The 20,110-nt window shown below is 62.9% G+C and carries 15 protein-coding genes and 1 pseudogene; 10 read left to right on the forward strand and 6 right to left on the reverse strand.

Going from position 1 to position 20,110, the window contains the following annotated elements; all coding sequences use genetic code 11:
• Positions 1-14 precede the first annotated feature (14 nt).
• From metG to AC097A_RS15835, 3 genes and pseudogenes are all read right to left on the reverse strand, one after another.
• Positions 15-2,201: a methionine--tRNA ligase gene (gene metG / locus AC097A_RS15825; RefSeq protein WP_479621571.1), complete on the reverse strand. Its 2,187-nt coding sequence runs from the start codon at positions 2,199-2,201 to the stop codon at positions 15-17.
• A gap of 325 nt (positions 2,202-2,526) precedes the next feature.
• Positions 2,527-3,339: a crotonase/enoyl-CoA hydratase family protein gene (locus AC097A_RS15830; protein ID WP_479621572.1), complete on the reverse strand. Its 813-nt coding sequence runs from the start codon at positions 3,337-3,339 to the stop codon at positions 2,527-2,529.
• A gap of 582 nt (positions 3,340-3,921) precedes the next feature.
• Positions 3,922-5,943: pseudogene (locus AC097A_RS15835) on the reverse strand (oxidoreductase); the annotation flags it as partial.
• A 124-nt stretch (positions 5,944-6,067) separates the two neighbouring features.
• On the opposite strand from AC097A_RS15835, the gene AC097A_RS15840 reads away from it, so the two are divergent.
• Both AC097A_RS15840 and AC097A_RS15845 read left to right on the forward strand, forming a co-directional pair.
• The gene (locus AC097A_RS15840; RefSeq protein ID WP_479621573.1) at positions 6,068-6,607 is read left to right on the forward strand and encodes a PadR family transcriptional regulator; all 540 of its coding nucleotides are present in this window, start codon (positions 6,068-6,070) and stop codon (positions 6,605-6,607) included.
• A gap of 82 nt (positions 6,608-6,689) precedes the next feature.
• Positions 6,690-7,124 carry a hypothetical protein gene (locus AC097A_RS15845; protein WP_479621574.1) on the forward strand — a complete coding sequence of 145 codons (435 nt, stop codon included), beginning with the start codon at positions 6,690-6,692 and terminating at the stop codon, positions 7,122-7,124.
• Between the two features lie 133 nt (positions 7,125-7,257).
• Here the strand turns inward: AC097A_RS15845 and AC097A_RS15850 are convergent, their stop codons facing one another.
• Complete coding sequence (locus tag AC097A_RS15850) at positions 7,258-7,869, reverse strand: FMN-dependent NADH-azoreductase (protein ID WP_479621575.1); 612 nt, start codon at positions 7,867-7,869, stop codon at positions 7,258-7,260.
• 117 nt (positions 7,870-7,986) lie between these two features.
• Between AC097A_RS15850 and AC097A_RS15855 the strand changes: the two genes are divergently transcribed.
• Positions 7,987-8,922, forward strand: coding sequence for a LysR substrate-binding domain-containing protein (locus AC097A_RS15855; protein WP_315848012.1), 936 nt, complete (start codon positions 7,987-7,989; stop codon positions 8,920-8,922).
• Here the strand turns inward: AC097A_RS15855 and AC097A_RS15860 are convergent, their stop codons facing one another.
• Entirely contained in the window at positions 8,923-10,206 is a 1,284-nt protein-coding gene (locus AC097A_RS15860; protein WP_315478663.1) for a patatin-like phospholipase family protein, read from the reverse strand.
• A 99-nt stretch (positions 10,207-10,305) separates the two neighbouring features.
• Here AC097A_RS15860 and apbC point away from each other — a divergent pair, with 99 nt between their 5' ends.
• Positions 10,306-11,397 (forward strand): iron-sulfur cluster carrier protein ApbC, encoded by a 1,092-nt coding sequence (gene apbC, locus AC097A_RS15865; protein WP_479621576.1) that lies wholly within the window; start codon positions 10,306-10,308, stop codon positions 11,395-11,397.
• Between the two features lie 48 nt (positions 11,398-11,445).
• Here apbC and AC097A_RS15870 read toward each other — a convergent pair whose 3' ends face one another.
• Positions 11,446-12,009: a nitroreductase family protein gene (locus tag AC097A_RS15870; protein ID WP_315473599.1), complete on the reverse strand. Its 564-nt coding sequence runs from the start codon at positions 12,007-12,009 to the stop codon at positions 11,446-11,448.
• Positions 12,010-12,074: 65 nt separating this feature from the next.
• On the opposite strand from AC097A_RS15870, the gene AC097A_RS15875 reads away from it, so the two are divergent.
• From AC097A_RS15875 to fdhD, 6 genes are all read left to right on the forward strand, one after another.
• Positions 12,075-13,022 carry a LysR family transcriptional regulator gene (locus tag AC097A_RS15875; protein ID WP_105260143.1) on the forward strand — a complete coding sequence of 316 codons (948 nt, stop codon included), beginning with the start codon at positions 12,075-12,077 and terminating at the stop codon, positions 13,020-13,022.
• Positions 13,023-13,131: 109 nt separating this feature from the next.
• Positions 13,132-14,673: a methyl-accepting chemotaxis protein gene (locus AC097A_RS15880; protein ID WP_479621577.1), complete on the forward strand. Its 1,542-nt coding sequence runs from the start codon at positions 13,132-13,134 to the stop codon at positions 14,671-14,673.
• A gap of 140 nt (positions 14,674-14,813) precedes the next feature.
• Positions 14,814-16,442: an OFA family MFS transporter gene (locus AC097A_RS15885; RefSeq protein ID WP_105260141.1), complete on the forward strand. Its 1,629-nt coding sequence runs from the start codon at positions 14,814-14,816 to the stop codon at positions 16,440-16,442.
• Positions 16,443-16,631: 189 nt separating this feature from the next.
• Entirely contained in the window at positions 16,632-18,935 is a 2,304-nt protein-coding gene (locus AC097A_RS15890) for an FdhF/YdeP family oxidoreductase (protein ID WP_479621578.1), read from the forward strand.
• The gene (locus AC097A_RS15895; protein ID WP_479621579.1) at positions 18,932-19,186 is read left to right on the forward strand and encodes a hypothetical protein; all 255 of its coding nucleotides are present in this window, start codon (positions 18,932-18,934) and stop codon (positions 19,184-19,186) included. The genes AC097A_RS15890 and AC097A_RS15895 overlap by 4 nt, the downstream gene beginning before the upstream one ends.
• Complete coding sequence (gene fdhD / locus AC097A_RS15900; protein ID WP_479621580.1) at positions 19,179-20,003, forward strand: formate dehydrogenase accessory sulfurtransferase FdhD; 825 nt, start codon at positions 19,179-19,181, stop codon at positions 20,001-20,003. Before AC097A_RS15895 ends, fdhD begins: the two co-directional genes overlap by 8 nt.
• Positions 20,004-20,110: the final 107 nt, after the last annotated feature.

Raw genomic sequence — 20,110 nt, forward strand, 5'->3', positions numbered from 1 at the left:
GGGGCGTGGGGCTTTCAGTGGATACGCATGCCGGGCTGGGCGCCGGGCCAGGGGGTGAGGATGTGGATGCCGGGTTGTGCAGTTTCATCCGCATGGCTGGCTGCAAGAACCATACCCTCGGACACACCAAACTTCATCTTGCGCGGCGCCAGATTGGCCACCAGCACGGTGAGCAGGCCCACCAGTTCTTCAGGCTTGTACATGCTGGCAATGCCGCTGAACACATTGCGTGTGGTGGGCTGGCCCTCGGCATTTTTCTCGCCCACGTCGAGCGTGAGGCGCAGCAGCTTGGTGGAGCCTTCCACCGCTTCGCAGTTGACGATCTTCGCAATGCGCAGGTCGATCTTGGCAAAGTCGTCAATGCTGATGGTGGGCGCCAGCGCCTCGCCACCGGGGGCATTGGGGTCAGCGGGCACAGCTGCGGGTGCTGATTTTGCTACTTTTTTAGGAGCTGCTTGCGCAGGTTCCGCGGGCGCTAGAGGCTCTTTTGGCTCAAAAAGTGCGTCCAGTTGCTCGGGGGTGACGCGTTGCATCAGGTGCTGGTAGGGCTGGATGGCTTGCACATCGCCCGCCACCGTCCATTGCTGCATGCTCTGGCCCACAAAGCCTTCCACGGCTTGCGCCAGGCCGGGCAGCACGGGAGCGAGGTAGCGGGTCAGCGCGGTAAAGGCGTTGATGAGCACCGAGCAGACTTCGTGCAGCTGCGCATTGTTGGCGGCGTCTTTGGCCAGGTCCCAGGGCTTGTTCTGGTCCACATAGGCGTTGACCTTGTCGGCCAGCAGCATGATTTCGCGCGTGGCCTTGCTGTATTCGCGGGCCTCGAAGCTGGTGGCCAGGCCGTCTGCGGCGCCGCGGATCTCGGCCAGCAGGGCAGCGCCTGTGGCACCAAAACTGTTGCTGAGCTTGCCCTCAAAGCGCTTGGTCAGGAAGCCGGCCGCGCGTGATGCGATATTGACGTACTTGCCAATCAAGTCCGAGTTCACCCGCGCCATGAAGTCATCGGCGTTGAAGTCGATGTCTTCGTTGCGGTTGGACAGCTTGGCCGCCAGGTAGTAGCGCAGCCACTCGGCGTTCATGCCCAGGCTCAGGTACTTGAGCGGGTCCAGGCCGGTGCCGCGGCTCTTGCTCATCTTCTCGCCGTTGTTGACGGTGAGGAAGCCGTGCACAAACACATTGTTGGGCGTCTTGCGGTTGCTGAACTTCAGCATCGCAGGCCAGAACAGCGTGTGGAAGGTGACGATGTCCTTGCCGATGAAGTGGTACTGCTCGGTGTCGCTTGCTGCCATGTATTCGTCAAAGCTGCGTGTGTCACCGTGCTTGGCCTTGGGGCCGCCCTTGTCGAACCAGTTCTTCAGCGAGGCCAGGTAGCCCACGGGTGCGTCCAACCACACATAGAAGTACTTGCCCGGGGCATCGGGAATCTCGATGCCGAAGTAGGGCGCGTCGCGCGAAATGTCCCAGTCGCCCAGGCCTTCGCTGGTGGTGCCATCGGGGTTGGTGCGAACGCTGAACCATTCCTTGATCTTGTTGGCCACTTCGGGCTGCAGCCGCGGCTTGCCGCTTTCATCGGGGCCTTGCGTCCACTTTTCCAAGAATTCCACGCAGCGCGGATCTGACAGCTTGAAGAAGAAGTGCTCCGAGTTCTTGAGTTCGGGCTTGGCACCCGAGAGGGCCGAGAACGGGTTGATCAAATCGGTGGGTGCATAGACCGAGCCGCAGACCTCGCAGTTGTCGCCGTACTGATCCTTGGCGTGGCACTTGGGGCACTCGCCTTTGATGTAGCGGTCGGGCAGGAACATGTTCTTCTCGGGGTCGAAGAACTGTTCGATGGTGCGCACTTCAATCAGGCTGCCATCGGCGCGGTCGCGCAGGTCGCGGTAAATCTGGCGGGCCAGCTCTGTGTTTTCGGGCGAGTGGGTGCTGTGCCAGTTGTCAAAGCTGATGTGGAAGCCGTCCAGGTACTGCTTGCGGCCGGCGGCGATGTTGGCCACGAACTGCTCGGGTGTCACGCCAGCCTTTTCAGCCGCAATCATGATGGGCGCACCGTGCGTATCGTCCGCGCCCACAAAGTTGACCGCATTGCCCTGCATGCGCTGAAACCGCACCCAGATGTCGGCCTGGATGTATTCCATGATGTGGCCGATATGGAAGTTGCCGTTGGCGTAGGGCAGGGCGGTGGTGACAAAGAGTTGGCGGGGCATGGGGAAATCGACTTTCACGGAGGAACTGGGGATTTTAGTCGGCCCCCGTTTGTAGGGGATCAGGTGGGCTGGACGTTTTGCTCCGTGTCCCCCGCTCGCTGCGCGAGCTCCTCCTTTACCTGCGCAAAACGCCCAGCCCACCTGATCCTGCGTGGTGCGTCTTGATTCGCCAGCAAGAAACTCCCCTCTTCGCAGCAACAGGTTTGGGGTGCGTGCCGCAGCGAGGTAAAGGAGGAGCCCGCTGGAGCGGGCGGGGGACACGAGCGGAGGTACGTACCCCAAGCCTGCTGCGGGCTCAGCCAAAGACGGATGAGCGAAGGGACGTTCAGTCCTTAAACACCGGCGCCCGCTTTTGCATGTTCGCCGTCATCGCCTCGGTCAAATCCTGGCTCATCAGCATGGCGGCGTTCCAGGTGGCGATGTAGTTCAGGCTGTCTGCCACGCTGTGGTCGCGCGCGTAGGTGATCATTTCCTTGGTGCCGCGGATGGACAGGGGCGACTTGGCGGCAATGGTGGCCGCAATCTCTTGCACACCGGCGTACAGCGCCTCGCGACTGTCAAACACGCGGTTTACCAGGCCGATTTGGCGCGCTTCTGCGGCGTCCAGCTTGCGGCCGGTGTAGGCCAGCTCGCGCGTGATGCCGTCGCCCACCAGCTTGGGCAGGCGCTGCAAGGTGCCCACGTCGGCGGTCATGCCGATGTCGATTTCCTTGATGCTGAAGTAGGCATCTGCGCTGGCGTAGCGCATGTCGGCGCAGGTGATGAGGTCGATGCCGCCACCAATACAACCGCCGTGGATGGCCGCCAGCACGGGCTTGCGGCAGCGCTCCAGGCTGGTCAGCGTGTCCTGCATGTCCAGGATCACGCGGCGCATGGCTTCGCGTGAGCGGCCGTCGCAGTCGTTGGCAATCTGCGCGTTCATGCCCATCATCATCTGCAGGTCGATGCCCGCGCAGAACAGCTTGCCCTCGCCCTGCAGCACGGCCACGCGCGCCTCGGGCGTGCGGTCCACCCACTCAAAGGCCTGGCGGATTTCCTGCCACATGGTGGCGTTCATGGCGTTGGCCTTGTCGGGTCGGTTCAGGCGCACGGTGGCGATGTGGGCGTCCAGCGTGACGCTGAGGGTTTCAAATTGCATGTGTGTCTCCTTTTTATAAGTGTTTTAGGCCGCTAGCCATTGTGAAATATGCGCGAGAAGCTATCAAAACAATAGCATTTGCGGTGAGCGCGGTCAGGCTTTGGCAGGCTTCATCATCGCCAGGTAGGGCGCCAGGCGCTTGCCCATCTCGTCGCCCAGGGCCTGCAAGCCGCTCATGGGACGCACCATCACCTCAAAGTCCACGATCTTGCCCTCGGCATTGAACTGCACCATGTCAATGCCCTTCAGGTCTTTGCCGTTTACCTGCGCGCTGAACTCCAGCACCAGGCTCAGCCCATCGGCGCTGGCCAGTTCGCGGTGGTATTTGAAGTTCTCAAACACCTGAATCACATTACCCAAGATGAGTTGTACCGCCTGCGCGCTGGGGTAGGGCGTGTGCGCCATGGGCGAGCGGAACACGGCCTTGGGGTGCAGGATGCTGGCCAGCTCGCCCAGGTTCTTCTCCTCGATCATCTGGTGCCACAGCTTCAAGCTGGCGGCCACGGGTGCGGGCAGAGTTTGCTCTAGCCTGGGCGCAGCACCGGCCTTGGGCGCTTCGGCCTTCTCGGCGCCAAAAGCCAGGGCCAGCTCGGTGCCTTGCTTGATGGCGCGCTTGGCGTCCAGCTCGGCGGCCACATCGGCGCCGCCAATCAGGTGCACGGTCACGCCCGCTGCTTGCAGCTCGGCCTGCAGTTCACGCTGCGGGTCCTGGCCCGCACAGATCACCACGTTGTCCACCGGCAGCACCATGTCCTTGTCGCCCACGGTGATGTGCAGGCCCGCGTCGTCCACCTTGCGGTAGGTCACGCCGTTGACCATTTCCACCTGGCGGTTCTTCAGTGATGTGCGGTGGATCCAGCCCGTGGTCTTGCCCAGGCCGTCGCCCACCTTGCTGGTCTTGCGCTGCAGCAGGTAAACCTTGCGCGGCGTCTTCTCGATGTGCGCGGGCTTGAGTCCACCGGCGTGGGCAAACGTGGTGTCCACGCCCCACTCGGCAAAGAACTTGGCCTGGTCCAGGCTGGGGCTGGTGCCCTCATGAAGAAGAAATTCTGCTGTGTCAAAACCAATGCCGCCCGCGCCGATCAGCGCCACGGTCTGGCCCACGGGCTTTTTGTCGCGCAGCACATCCAGATAACCCAGCACCTTTGGGTGGTTAATGCCTTCAATCTCGGGCTTGCGTGGGCTCACACCCGTGGCCAGCACCACGTGCTGGAAGCCGGCGGTGGTCAGGTCTTGTGCGCTCACGCGCTTGCCCAGTTGCAGCGTCACGCCGGTGGCTTTGATCTGCGTGCCGAAGTAGCGCAGCGTTTCGTAGAACTCTTCTTTGCCCGGCACTTGCTTGGCCACGTTGAACTGGCCACCGATCTCGCTGGCCGCGTCAAACAGCGTGACCTCATAGCCGCGTTTGGCCGCTTCGGTAGAAAACGCCAGCCCGGCCGGACCAGCGCCCACCACGGCAATGCGCTCCTTGCGGGGTGCGGGGGTCGCCAGCATCAGCGTCTCGTGGCAGGCGCGCGGGTTCACCAGGCAGCTGGTGATCTTGCCGCCAAAGGTGTGGTCCAGGCAGGCCTGGTTGCAGCCTATGCAGGTGTTGATGGTGTGGGCTTTGCCGGCCGCGGCCTTGGCCACAAAGTCGGGGTCCGCCAGGAAGGGGCGGGCCATACTCACCATGTCGGCCTGGCCGTCCGCCAAAATCTGTTCTGCCACTTCAGGCGTGTTGATGCGGTTGGTGGCCACCAGCGGAATCTTCACCTTGCCCTTGAGCTGCTGCGTCACCCAGGCAAAGGCCGCGCGCGGCACCTTGGTGGCGATGGTGGGGATGCGCGCTTCGTGCCAGCCGATGCCGGTGTTCAGAATGGTGACACCCGCTGCCTCCAGCGCCTGCGCCAGTTGCACCACTTCTTCCTTGGACGAGCCGCCTTCCACCAGGTCCAGCATGGAGAGGCGGAAGATGAGGATGAAGTTAGTGCCCACCCGTGCGCGGGTGCGGCGCACGATCTCCAGCGGAAAGCGGATGCGGTTCTCATAGCTGCCGCCCCAGGCGTCGTCGCGGTGGTTGGTTTGCTGTGCGATGAATTCGTTGATTAGGTAACCCTCGGAGCCCATGATCTCCACGCCGTCGTAGCCCGCGCTTTGTGCCAGGGCGGCGGCGTTGGCGTAGTCCTCAATGGTCTGTTCCACCTCTTCGGTGGTCAGCGCGTGCGGGCGGAAGGGGCTGATCGGGGCTTTGAGCGCGCTGGGTGCGACCAGTTCGGGGTGGTAGGCATAGCGGCCAAAGTGCAGGATCTGCATGCAAATCTTGCCGCCCGCGGCGTGCACCGCCTCGGTCACCACCTTGTGTTTGTCGGCCTCTTTCTGCGTGGTCATCGCTGCGCCGCCGGGCATGGGGCGGGCGCGGTCGTTGGGGGCAATGCCGCCGGTCACGATGAGGCCCACGCCGCCCTTGGCGCGCTCGGCGTAAAAGGCGGCCATGCGTGCAAAGCCGTCACGCGCTTCTTCCAGGCCCACGTGCATGGAGCCCATGAGCACGCGGTTTTTCAGCGTCGTAAAGCCCAGGTCCAAGGGCGCAAGCATGTGGGGGTAGGTGAGGGCGGGTGTCGTCATGGGTGTCTCCTTTGTTGTTGGGTGGCTGCGGCGCAACTATGCAACCAGTTGCAGCAGTGTAGAAGTCTAGCGAAGTTTATGCAACTGGTTGCATAGTTAGAGGGCTGCCCTTAGACTCGCCAGCATGTCGCTTGCCCACGCCGTGCTCACCTCCCTGATCGAAAAACCGTCCTCCGGCTACGAGCTGGCGCGCCGCTTCGACAAGTCCATCGGCTACTTCTGGCACGCCACCCACCAGCAGATCTACCGCGAACTGGCCCGCATGGAAGACAAAGGCTGGATCGTCTCCGACACCGCCCCCGACGCCGGCGCCACCCGCAAGCGCGAATACAAGGTGCTCCCCGCCGGCCGCGCCGAGCTGGTGCGCTGGACGCAGGAACCCACGGCCCCTATCGATCTGCGCGACGAATTCACCGTGAAGCTGCGCGCCGATGCGGCGCTGGGCGAGGTGGATTTAAGTGGTGAACTGCACGAACGCATCGCCCACCACACAGAGCGCCTGGCGCACTACCGCGCGATTGAGGCGCGCGACTTTGCGCGGGGGGATGCGATGCCGCGCGCCAAGCGGCTGCAGCACCTGATCCTCAAGAAGGGGATCATGTACGAGGAAGGGAGCATCGCCTGGGCGAGGGAGGCGTTGGGGGTTTTGGAGGGGGTTAGTTGAGCCAATCCTCAGGCGGTGTTTGGATCAGAACTCAAACCCACACGCATGCAAAAATACCGGCTAACTCGGAAATAACATCGCAATGAAAGTTGTCACATTTACAGTTTTCACACTGTTTGCCAGTGTTGTTCTGCTTTTATCTGCCTGTACAGGTGCGGTTCCTAAATCCCCAAAGCCATATATACCGCCTGAACTTGTTTCAGCTGAAGAGTACTCAGATGGAGAGCTTACCGGGCGACAAATTGAAGACCTTTTAACCGGAAAAACTCTTTTTGGTGTAGGAGAGGCCACTGGCGACAGGCGAGTTAACTATAGATACCAATTGGCTTTCAAACCTGAGGGCATTGTTTTCTCGGGGGATCGAGAGGTTGCTGGCAAATGGTCGATTGTTGGGGATGCAATCCATATCAGCATTCCTGGCTGGCGAAATCCGATTTCTATTGCCAACGTATTTGTATCCAATGGAAAAGTGGAGTTCAGGAGTAGGTTGGGGCAGGCTTGGCTCACGCAGTATTAATGGTAGATTGCTGAGCGTCCTCTCCTTGGGATTTACATGAAGTCCACTGACCCCAAAATAACAAAGCCCGGCAGTGCCGGGCTTTGTTATTTTGGCGGCGCTAGCTGATGTGGACCAGCGCCGCTTGCGTGTATCAGGCCGCCAACTTGGCAATCCCATTGGCCGCTTCAGCCAGCGCCTCAGCCTTCTTCGCGTCACCCATGGCCACACCTTCGGCGCGCACAAAGCGCACGTCGGTGATGCCCAGGAAACCGAACACGGTTTGCAGGTAGCTCTCTTGGTGCTCAGCTGCACGGCCCCAGTCGTTGGTGGAGTAGACGCCGCCGCGGGTGGAGGCCACGATCACGGTCTTGCCGCCGGCCAGGCCCTTGGGACCAGTCTCGGTGTAGGTGAAGGTGCGGCCGACTTGGGCGATGCGGTCGATCCAGGACTTGAGCTGGCTGGGGATGCTGAAGTTGTACAGCGGAGCGCCCACCACGATCACGTCGGCAGCCAGGAACTGGGTTACCAGGGCTTCGGAGATGGCGTTTTCACGCTTTTGCACGTCAGTCTGGTCTGCGCCGGCGGGGGCGCGGAAGCCCAGCGAGTCGGCGGACAGGTGGCTGGGGGTGTCCACGGCCAGGTCCAGGTAGTCCACGGTGGTGTCGGGGTGGTTGCTGACCCACTGGGCCACGGTGTCCTTGGTCAGCTGGCGGGAGACAGAGTTGGCGCTCAGGATGCTGGAGTCGATGTGCAAGAGTTTCATGACAGGTCCTTAAAGGGGGTTAGTTCAATGGAACTAGTGTCTTTGAAAGTCGAATGTTTGATAAGTTGGCATATTTGCGTTAGATTGTCCTGAATTTGGAACAATGAAGAGGCTGACATGCAAGACACCAACGACATGCTGTACTTCGCCGAGGTGGTGGAACGCGGCGGTTTTGCGGCCGCAGGCCGCCATCTGGGCATTCCCAAATCCAAGCTCTCGCGCCGCGTGGCCGAGCTGGAAACCCGGCTGGGCGTGCGCCTGCTGCAGCGCACCACACGCAAGCTCTCGGTCACCGAGGTGGGCGAGGTCTACCTGCGCCACTGCATCGCCATGCGCGATGCGGCCGAGGCCGCGGCCGAGGCGGTGGAGCAGGTACAGACTGAGCCGCGCGGCACCATCCGCGTGGCCTGCCCGGTGACGCTGGCGCAGAGCACGGTGGGGCCCATCATGGCGCTGTTTCTGGCGCGCCACCCTCTCGTGCGGGTGGACATGCGGGTGAGCAACCGGGTGGTCGATCTGGTGGAGGAAGGGGTGGATGTGGCCCTGCGCGTGCGCCCCACGCTGGACGACAGCGGCAGCCTGGTGGTGAAGAAGCTGGGCGAGTCCAACACGGTGCTGGTGGCCAGCCCGCTCCAGCTGGAGCGCCAGGGGCAGCCGGCCTCACTCGATGACTTGGCGCGCATGGACACGATTTCCATGTCTGCGGTGGATGGGCGTGCCACGCTGGTGCTGCATGGCCCCGGCGGCGCGGTGCATACCTTGGTGCACCAGCCGCGTTATGTGGCTGACGACCTGTTGACCCTGAAATATGCGGCGCTGCAGGGCACGGGTATGTGTTTTTTGCCCGACTACATGTGCCGGCGTGAGATGGAAGAAGGCCGCCTGGTGCATGTGCTGCCGGGCTGGGCGCCGCCGCGCGGCATCTTCCACGCGGTGTATCCGTCGCGCCGCGGCATGGTGCCGGCGGTGCGGCGGTTTCTAGATTTTTTGGACGAACACACCAACAACGAGGGCATGCCCAAGCTGCCGCCGGGATGCCCCTCGATCGATTGATCAGCGCAGGCGCAGTGGGTCCAAGCGTCGCTCAGGCCGGGTGGTGGAGGCCAGGGCGCCGGGCTCGGTGATGGCCTCGGGGTCTACCCAGCCAAAGAACTTGCAGACCTCGGCGCGCTGGCGTTGGGTATCTGCGTAACCCAGGGCCATCAGCTCGCTGGTGTAGCCGCTTTCAAACAACAGGTAGCTGGCCAGTGCGGCGCCTTTCACATCCGCCTTTTGGGACGACACGCCCACACCGCCCAGCATGGTGCGCACGGCGTGTGGCAGGTCACCCACGTGGCGCGAGGCTACGGCGTCCAGGCGCTGGCTGGGGGCAATCACCAGCAGTTCCACGGGTTTTAGGGCGCTGGCCTTGCGCGCTTCTTCGGGCACCAGCTTGATGGTCTGGTTGACCCGCTGTACCCGCTCCACATCCACTGCCAGCGCATCCAAAAAGATGTTGGACAGCGCGTGGCCGGCAATCTGGGCGATGCTGGGGTAGGTGTTGGTGGTGTGCAGGTGGGCTTCGTTTTTGGGCTCGTGCATACGCCCGGCGCCCACCACCAGGATGCGCTCTGCACCTAAATGAATAGCGGGTGCCACGGGCGCACTCTGCCGCATGGAGCCGTCGCCAAAGTACTCGTCGCGCCCGTTGATGTGCAACTGCGTGGCCGGAAACACAAACGGGATGGCGCTGGACGCCAGCAGGTGCGCGTGGGTGATGCGGTCGCGCACCGCAAAACGCTGCGTGCGCACCCAGGGCATGAGGCGCTTGTCGCCCTCAAAAAACGTGACGTGGTCGCCCGTGCTGTAGCTCGATGCGGTGACGGCCAGCGCTTGCAGATGCCCCTCGCGCACCAGGTCAGGGATGCGCTCCAGCGGCACCAGCTTGTGCAGCAGCTCGCCCAGTGGTGTGTTGTCCAGCAGCGAGCGTGGCTTGATGCGCCGCCACTTGGCCAGCAGCCAACCTACCGAGAGCAGCGTGAGCCAAGTCGCACCGGAGCGCAGCATGCTCAGGTGGTCGGCGCGGTAGACCTGCTCGGCGCGGAAGTTGCGCCAGGTGTGGGCAATCATGCGCACCGTGGTGTCAAAGTTGTCGGCACCGCAGGCCAGCGCGGCGGCGTTGATGGCACCGGCGGATGTGCCTGCAATGATGGGGAAGGGGTTGGGCTGGTCACCCGCGCCACAGGCCAGGCGGATGTCGGCAATGGCTTCGAGCACGCCCACCTGGTAGGCCGCGCGGGCGCCACCACCGGTCAGCAGCAGGCCAGTGGTGGGCGGGGGTGGTGGGGCTTGGTGCATGGGTCCATTATGAAAAGCCGCCCGGGCTTGTAAACAGTTAAATGCGCGGGGTAAACCCTAGCAGTTCGATAGACTCCCAGCATTCAGGAGTTTTCATTCATGTCCGTGACCGCACAAGTTATCCACGACGCCTTGCAAGGCGTCATCGACCCCAACACCCAGCAGACCTTTGCCAGTGCCAAGGCCCTCAAGAACCTCACGCTACAGGGCGGCGACGTGCGCCTGGACCTGGAGTTGGCCTACCCGTGCAAGAGCCAGTGGCCCGCGATGGTGGACGCGCTGAGCGCCGCCGCCAAGACGGTGCCCGGTGTCACCAGCGTGCAAATCACGCCCAGCACCAAGGTGATTCCGCATGCCGTGCAGCGTGGTGTGCAGCTGCTGCCCGGTGTGAAGAACATCGTGGCCGTGGCCTCCGGCAAGGGCGGCGTGGGCAAGAGCACCACCGCTGCCAACCTGGCCTTGGCCCTGGCCGCCGAGGGCGCCACCGTGGGCCTGCTGGACGCCGACATCTACGGCCCCAGCCAGCCCATGATGATGGGTATTGAAGGCCGCCCCGAGTCCGACGACGGCAAGACCATGGACCCCATGCGCAACCATGGCGTGCAGGTCATGTCCATCGGCTTTCTGGTCGATGGCGACCAGGCCATGATCTGGCGCGGCCCCATGGCCACGCAGGCGCTGGAGCAGCTGCTGCGCCAGACCAACTGGAAAGACCTGGACTACCTCATCGTCGACATGCCACCCGGCACCGGCGACATCCAGCTCACGCTGAGCCAGCGCGTGCCCATGACCGGCGCCGTGGTGGTGACCACGCCGCAGGACATTGCGCTCTTGGATGCCAAGAAGGGCATCAAGATGTTCGAGAAGGTGGGCGTGCCGATTTTGGGCATTGTGGAAAACATGGCCGTGCACGTGTGCACCAACTGCGGCCATGTAGAACACATCTTTGGTGCCGACGGCGGCAAGAAGATGGCCGAGGGCTACGGCATGGACTACCTGGGCGCCTTGCCGCTGGCCTTGCACATCCGTGAACAGGCCGACAGCGGCCGCCCCACCGTTGTGGCCGAGCCCGATGGCGAGGTGGCCAACATCTACAAACGCATGGCGCGCCAGGTGGCCGTGAAGATTGCAGCGCAGGCCAAAGACTTCTCCAGCAAGTTCCCCACCATCACGATCAGCAAGAACAGCTGATTTTTAGATGAAATAGGGCTATAAGGCCCATGGATATTGCGCGAGCAGCTACCAAAAACGTAGCGCTTGTGTCGTGTCTTTGCGTGCTTCGCCGTGCGGTGTGCGCGTGGGCGTGCCCAGCGCAATCCAGCCCACCAGGGTTTCGCCAGGCTCGCAAAAGGCCTGGGCGATGTGCGGCGCGCGTGCCTTGTCGCCGCTGAGCATCTTGCCGGCAAAACCCAGCGCATGGGCCGCGTTCAAAAAGTTGGTAACGGCACCACCCACACACATCCACTGCTCGTGCGCGGGCACCAGCGGGTGGCCCAGGTCGATGCGGGCCAGCACCGCTACCGTCACCGGTGCACGCAGGGCGCGCTCGCGTTCCATGGCCACGCCTTCCGCGTCTTTGCCCTTGCGCTGGGCATGCTCGGCAAACAGATCGGCCAGCCGGTCGCGCGCAGCGCCCCGCACAACCACCAGCCGGAACGGCACCAGCTCGGCATGGTCGGGCGCGCGCAGCGCAGCGGCCACCATGGTCTGCAGCTGGGCGGTATCGGGGGCGGGTTCGGTCAGGTGTTTCACGCCCAGCGAATAGCGGCTGAGCAGGGTGTCGAGTGCGGTGGAGGTGTTCATGGCGGGGCAAGAATAGCAGGCGCGCCCGCATAATCGCGCTCCCCTCAACCACCGGACTTTGCGACATGAACCTTCTGGCTTCCATGAAATACTTGGTGGCGCTGAATGAGCACCGCCACTTTGCGCGCGCTGCCGAGGCCTGTCACATCACCCAGCCCGCGCTCTCCAATGCCTTGCGTGCGCTGGAGGAGGAGTTTGGGGTGGTGATTGTTCACCGGGGGCGCACGTTTGCAGGGCTGACCCAGGAGGGCGAGCAGGTGCTGTCGGCTGCGCAGCGCATGCTGCATGAACAGTTGGTGTTGCAGCAAACACTCAAGAGCACGGTGGACCGCCCGGCCGGTGGCTTGACCATCGGGGCGGTGCCCACGGCCATGCCGATTGCAGCGCGTTTTGCCGCCATGCTGCAGGCACGCCACCCGGGCATCATGCCTGTGGTGCTGTCCCTTAGTTCGTCGGAGCTGGAGAACCGGCTGGACAACCTCTCGATCGATTTGGGCCTGGGTTACACCGAGCGCATGGGCTTGCGTGGCGGCAAGCTCAAGGCCCTGCCGCAGTATGTGGAACATTACTTTTTGTTACGTCGTGCTGCCGTGCCACATGCGGTTGAATTGCAGGTGGGGGCGCCACTCACTTGGCAGGCCGCCGCTGGGCACGCTCTGTGCTTACTCACGCCCGACATGCACAACCGCACCATCGTTAACGCCGCCTTTGCCAGTGTGGGCTGCCAGGTGCAGGCCAGCATTGAAACCAACTCCATCTTGACCATGGCCTTGAGCGTGGTGGACGGGCAGGTGTGCAGTGTGATGCCGGGGGCATTGGTGGCGGCAGTGCGTGGCTACCGTGAGCTGGAGGCACTGCCGTTGGAGAGCCCGCAGGTGCTCACGCCCATCGGTTTTATGAGCCATGCGCAGGTGCGGCCTTCCAGGGCGATGGAGGCCGCCCAGGCGCTGGCGCACGATGCCGCATGGTTGCGCCATGCGGCGACATATAGCGGGCTTTTGTTACCGTTTTAATTGATTTTGGTCAAGCAAACTGGTGTACAAACGCCGGCTAGCGACCCTGGTTTTTAAAGGTTATTTCGTAGTCTGCGGGGGAGGTCCTGCAGTTTTGGATTGGACATCGATGTTTCCTTTTACCGGTCCCGCACGGCGGGTCAATGCGGCGGCCCGCAAGTTCGCTGCCAGCCTGCCAGGCGTTTTTTCTCTGGATGGCAAGCAGCGTGTGCTGGTGCAAGACCGCCAGGTCGCTGTGCTGCGCAATGGCCAGCACACCCTCAATCTCGACTTCGCACTGCCCGATGGTTTTAGCCAGGCCACTGGTTTGGTGGCCACGGTGTTTGTGCGCGATGGCGATGACTTCATCCGCATCACCACCTCGGTGCGCAAGCAGGACGGTCAGCGTGCGATCGGCACGCCTTTGGACCGGTCGCAGCCGGCCTATAACGATTTGTTACAAGGTCGTGCACATCTGGGGTACGCCACCATTTTTGGCAAGCAGTACCTGACGCGTTACGAGCCGGTGCACGATGCCTCGGGCCGTGTGATCGGAATTTTGTTTGTGGGGCTGGACATCACCGCCTCGCCCGGCATGGGTTTGTCGGCCGCCATGGCATGGCGTGTTTCCACGGTGTATGCGGTGGTGCAAGCCATATTTCTTGGCTTGGGCGGACAGCTGGACCAACCCATGGAATGGGGGATGGCCGCCGTGATGCTGGTGCTGTTGTGGATCAGCACCTATGGGCTCATGAACCACTTTGTGGCCCGGCCTCTCAGTGCGGGCAGGGCGGCTTCGCAGCGCATGGCCTCTGGCGATCTGACCCAGCAGGTGCATGTCAACTCCAGCGACGACATTGGCCAGGTGCTGTTGGCCATCAACAGCATCAATGTGGGGCTGACGGTGTTGATCGACAAGGTGCGTGGCTCCGCGTCCGTGGTGTCCATGGGCACCAACGAAATTGCCGATGGCAACGTGGACTTAGCCAATCGCACGGAAAAACAGGCCAGCGAAGTGAATGCAGCGGCCTCTGCCGTGCATGAGCTGACCGCCACTGTGGCGCAAACGGCCGATCAGGCGGCCCAGCTCAACAGCCTAGTCGCGTCAGTTTCCGGGGTGGCTAGCAACGGCGGTGCTGTGGTGCAGCAGGTGGTGCACACCATGGGGCAGATTTCGGCCAGCGCCCACAAGATCAACGACATCATTGCGCTCATTGAAGGCATTGCTTTCCAGACCAACATCCTGGCCCTGAACGCTGCGGTGGAAGCCGCCCGTGCTGGCGAGCAGGGGCGTGGTTTTGCGGTGGTGGCATCCGAGGTGCGCAGCCTGGCGCAGCGCTCGGCCAATGCCGCCCACGAGATCAAGGACCTCATCAGTGCGTCGGTCAGCAGCGTGGCCGCTGGCAGCACCCTGGTAGACAAGACGCGCGAGGCCATGGAGCACATCACTGGCTCCATTTCTGAAGTGGTGCGCTACATCGACGGCATTGCCCATGCCAGCCAGGAGCAGCGCGCTGGCATCGAGAGCGTGAACCGCAGCGTCTCCGAGATCGACCAGATGACGCAGCAAAACGCGGCGCTGGTGGAGCAAGCCGCCGCCGCCGCCATGAAGATGCGCGACCAAGCTCACACCCTGGGCGCGGCAGTTAACAGCTTCAAGACCCATTCATAAATGCTGCTGTGCAGCATTTATTTTTTGAATCAATGCATGTGATGAATCAATTGGATTCATCCGGCTTGACCTGTGACACTTCGGCCCGCCACGTTGGATGCTGGTGAGCCAGTGTTTTCATCAATCCCAAAGGAGACTTAATGTCTGGATTACTCGATAAGGAACGGATCATTGCCGGTCCCGGCTTCAACCGATGGCTGGTACCCCCAGCCGCTCTGGCCATTCACTTGTGCATCGGCATGGCCTATGGCTTCTCGGTGTTCTGGTTGCCCCTGTCCAAAGCTTTAGGTATCAAGGACGCCATCAAATGCGCTCCCGATGTCGGCTTCTGGGGGCAGCTGTTCACCACCAGTTGTGACTGGCAAATCTCCACCCTGGGTTGGATGTACACGCTGTTCTTTGTGTTGCTGGGTTCCAGCGCTGCCACATGGGGCGGTTGGCTGGAACGTGCAGGTCCGCGCAAGGCCGGCGTGGTGTCGGCGGTGTGCTGGTGTGGCGGTATGTTGATCTCTGCCATCGGTATCAAGACCCACCAGTTCTGGCTCATGATTCTGGGCTCCGGCGTCATTGGCGGCATTGGCCTGGGCCTGGGCTACATCTCGCCCGTATCTACGCTGATCAAGTGGTTCCCGGACCGCCGTGGCATGGCCACCGGCATGGCCATCATGGGCTTTGGCGGCGGTGCCATGATCGGCTCCCCGCTGGCGGCTGACCTGATGAAGTACTTTGCCACCCCCACCGATGTGGGCGTGATGCAGACCTTCGTGGTGATGGCGTTGATCTACTTTGTGTTCATGATGGCCGGTGCCTTTGGCTACCGCGTGCCCGAAACTGGCTGGAAGCCCGCAGGCTGGACCCCTCCGCCCGCACAGGTGAACAACGCCATGATCACGCAAAAACATGTGCACGTGAAAAAGGTCTGGGGCATTCCCCAGTTCTGGCTCATTTGGATGGTGCTGTGCATGAACGTGAGCGCCGGCATCGGTGTGATCGGTATGGCTTCGCCCATGTTGCAAGAAGTGTTCGGCGGTTCCTTGATCGGTATCCCCGCCAAATTCGGTGAGCTGGACAAAACCCAGCTGGCCGCAATTGCCACGGTGGCCGCCGGCTTTACTGCGCTGCTCTCGCTGTTCAACATTGGTGGCCGTTTCTTCTGGGCCAGTCTGTCCGACAAGATGGGTCGCAAGATCACCTACATCGTGTTCTTCGTGTTGGGTGGCCTGATGTACTTCAGCGTTCCCGGCAGCGCTGCAGCAGGCAGCATTGTGCTGTTTGTGGGTGCCTTCTGCGTGATCTTGAGTATGTACGGCGGCGGCTTTGCCACCGTGCCCGCCTACCTGGCGGACATCTTCGGCACCCAGATGGTGGGCGCGATCCACGGCCGTTTGTTGACCGCCTGGGCGACCGCTGGCGTGTTGGGCCCGGTGGTGGTGAACTACATGCGTGAGTACCAGTTGGGTCTGGGCCTTCCGCGTGAACAGGTCTACAACCAGACCATGTACATCCTGGTGGGCATGCTGGTGGTGGGCTTGATCTGCAACCTGCTGGTGCGTCCGCTGGACAACAAGTGGTTCATGACCGACGCTGAACTGGCAGATGAGAAGAAGCTGGCGCACGAGCGTGCTGCGGCATCGGAAGTTGGCACCAGCTCTGGCGGCGCAGACACCATTCCTACCTGGGTGGTGGCTTTTGCCTGGTTGGCCGTGGGCCTGCCCTTGGCATGGGGTGTGTACCGCACCTTGCTGAGCGTGGCCAAGTTCTTTGCCTGATCGGCCGATAACGGCAGACACGTAACGAAGACCGCTTTCCCCGCTGTGCGCAGCCTTACCCCCACTTGCAAAACAGGCTTTGGGTTGGGCATTGCGCTGAGGCGAGGATTGCGGGTATTAACCAAGGCAGGCGCGGAGACTTTTTTCCGCGCCTGTCTGCCCTTTGGGGCAGTAACGACTGGGGGTGATATGAGTGAGCAGAAAGTGGTGTTGTACAACGGCCCGGCCGGTGGCTGGGGTGCCTTGCGCAGTGTGGGCAAGGCCTTGCTCAAGCAGGACATTCCCATCAAGGGAGCCAAGACCCTGCTGTCCGCAAACCAGCCCGATGGTTTTGACTGCCCGGGTTGTGCCTGGCCCGACCGCAACCATGCCTCCACGTTTGAATTTTGCGAAAACGGCGCCAAGGCCGTGGCCGCCGAGGCGACCGCACGCCGTGTGACGGCTGATTTTTTTGCGCAGCACACCGTGGCCGAGCTGGCCACACAAAGCGACTTTTACCTGGAAGACCAGGGCCGCCTGACCGAACCCATGGTCTATGACGCGGCGACTGACAAATATTTACCCATCGCCTGGGACGACGCCTTTGCGCTGATTGCCAAACACCTGAATGCGCTGCCCGACCCGAACGAGGCCATCTTCTACACCTCGGGTCGCGCCAGCAACGAGGCCGCTTTTTTGTACCAGCTGTTTGTGCGCGAGTACGGCACCAACAACTTCCCCGACTGCTCCAATATGTGCCACGAGCCCAGCGGCACCGGCATGCGCGAGAGCGTGGGTGTGGGCAAGGGCACCGTCACGCTGGACGACTTTGAGCAGGCCGACGCCATCTTCATCTTCGGCCAGAACCCTGGCACCAACCACCCACGCATGCTGGGTGAGCTGCGCCAGGCCGCCAAGCGCGGCGCGCGCATTGTGAGCCTGAACCCGCTGCGCGAGCGTGGGCTGGAGCGTTTTGCCGACCCACAGGACAAGCTGCAGATGGCCACGGGCGGCGACACGCAGATCAGCACCCACTATTTTCAGCTGCGCATTGGCGGCGACTTTGCCTTTGTCAAAGGCATGATGAAACACTTGGTGGAGCTGCAAGACCAGGGCGAGGACGTGCTGGACCAGGCTTTTATTGCAGAACACACCACGGGCTTTGATGCGCTGCTGGCCGACCTGCGCGCCGAATCGTGGGACCTGCTGGAGGCCGAGTGCGGCTTGGTGCAGGAGCAGATCCGCGCCGCTGCCGAGGTGTACCGCCAGGCCCGCAGCGTGATTGCTTGCTGGGGCATGGGCATCACCCAGCACCAGAACTCGGTGGCCACCATTCAGATGATCGTCAACCTGCTGCTCATGCGCGGCAACATCGGCCGCCCTGGCGCCGGGCCTTGCCCGGTGCGTGGCCACAGCAATGTGCAGGGCGACCGCACCATGGGTATTTGGGAGGCACCGCCGGTGGCGCTGCTGGACAACCTGCAGAAGGTGTTTGGTTTTGAACCCCCGCGCGCGCATGGCTACAACACGGTGGAGTCCATCCAGGCCATGCTCGACGGCCATGGCAAGGTGTTTTTTGCGCTGGGTGGCAACTTTGCCGCCGCCACGCCCGACACCGTGCAGACCTGGAAGGCGCTGCGCAACTGCGACCTGACGGTGCATGTGACCACCAAGCTCAACCGCAGCCACATCGTGCATGGCAAGGCCGCGCTGATCTTGCCCTGCCTGGGCCGCACCGAGATCGACATGCAGGCCGCTGGCGTGCAGGGCGTGACGGTGGAGGACTCCATGAGCATGGTGCACATCTCGGTGGGGATCAACCCACCCGCGTCTGAGCAGTTGCTGTCCGAGCCGGCCATCGTGGCCCGCCTGGCCGCTGCTACTTTGGCGGGCCGCAGCCAGACGCCCTGGCTCTGGCTGCTGGAAGACTACAGCCGCATCCGCGACAAGATCGAGGCCGTGTTCCCCGACTTCAAAGACTTCAACCAGCGCGTCAAAGTGCCCGGCGGCTTTCGCCTGCGCAACACCGCCAGCGAACGGGTGTGGAACACCGCGAGCCACAAGGCCGTGTTCAAAACCCACCAGGTGCCCACCGGCACGCCGTTGCAGCGTGCCCGCGAGCGCAAGGGTGACGCGATTGTGTTTGCGCTGATGACCACACGCTCGCACGACCAGTACAACACCACCATCTATGGTGCCGACGACCGCTACCGCGGCGTCTACGGCCAGCGCCGCGTGGTGTTTGCCAATGCTGAAGACATCCGCGCGCTGGGTATGAAAGATGGTGACTGGATCGACTTCCAGACCGTGTGGGACGATGGCGAGGAGCGCCGCGCCGACGGCTTCAAGCTGGTGAGCTACAACATCCCGCGCGGCTGTGTGGCCGCCTACTACCCCGAGACCAACCCGCTGGTGCCCCTGTCCTCGGTGGCGGCCAATGCGGGCACGCCCACGTCCAAATGCATTCCTGTGCTCATGCTGCCTCACCAGCGCAAGGAGGCGCAGGCCGCATGAGTGAGGACTTGTCTGGCGCCTTGCTGCGCGCCTTGGCAGAGGATGGGGCTCCGGTCTCGATTCCGCGCCTGGGCAAACGCCTGGGCGTGGGGGCCAGCGTGGTGATGCGGGCCCTCACGCTTATGGGCGATGCGGTGCTGGGCGGCCAGGTCGGGCCGGGCTGGGTGCATATGCGCCATGAAGAGGGGCGCTGGGTGGTGAGCCTGACCGAGGCCGGGCGCCAGCACTGTGCGCAACGCAGCCATGGATGACACGCTGGTGGACCTGCCCGGCCCGCTGAGTCGCAGCCAGGTGCTGCGCCAGCCCGACGGGCTGCTGCTGAGCGACACCTTGGCGGCCGAGGTGCCTGTGGCGCTGGTGTTCAACGGCATCTCACACACGGTGATGATGGCCACGCCGCAAGACCTGGAAGCCTTTGCCCTGGGCTTTGCGCTGAGCGAAGGCATTCTGGACCACGCCAGCCAGTGCTTTGGCATGGAAGTACTGCCGGTGCAGATGGACGGCAGCCCCGCGCTGGAAGTGCAGCTGGAGATTGCCACCCCCTGTTTTGCCCGCCTGAAAGACCAGCGCCGCAGCATGGCGGGCCGCACCGGTTGTGGCGTGTGCGGGCTGGACAGCCTGCAGGCGCTAGACCTGGCGCCACCCCGCATTCCCGAGCAACCTTGGGTGCGTGCGCTGCCCGTGGCCACGGTGCTGCGCGCGTTCGAGGCCATGGCGCCGCGGCAAGTGCTCAACGCGGTCTGCGGCTCGCTGCACGCCGCGGCCTGGGCCACGCCGGAGGGTGAGGTGACGCTGCTGATGGAAGACGTGGGCCGCCACAACGCGCTGGACAAATTGCTGGGCACACTGGCCCGCAGCGGCCGCCTGGGGCCGCAGGGTGAGCCTGGCTGGGTGCTCATGAGCAGCCGCGCCAGCCACGAGCTGGTGCGCAAGTGTGTGCGTCTGCAGGTACCGCTGCTGGCCACCATTTCGGCTCCCACCGACTTGGCCGTGGCCATGGCGCAGCACGCTGGCCTGCAGCTCTGGGGCTTGTGCCGCGCACCACGCGCAGTCCTCTACACCCCCTGAGTCGGCCCACGCCTGGCTCCGCTGGCCCCTAAGGCTCTGGGGAATAGGGGGCGGGGTGAATAATGGGCTACTTGCGGGGCGTGTGTGCCTTCCCTGAGGAGCTTCCC

The sequence above is a fragment of the Rhodoferax sp. XS2R6 genome (assembly GCF_056521365.1).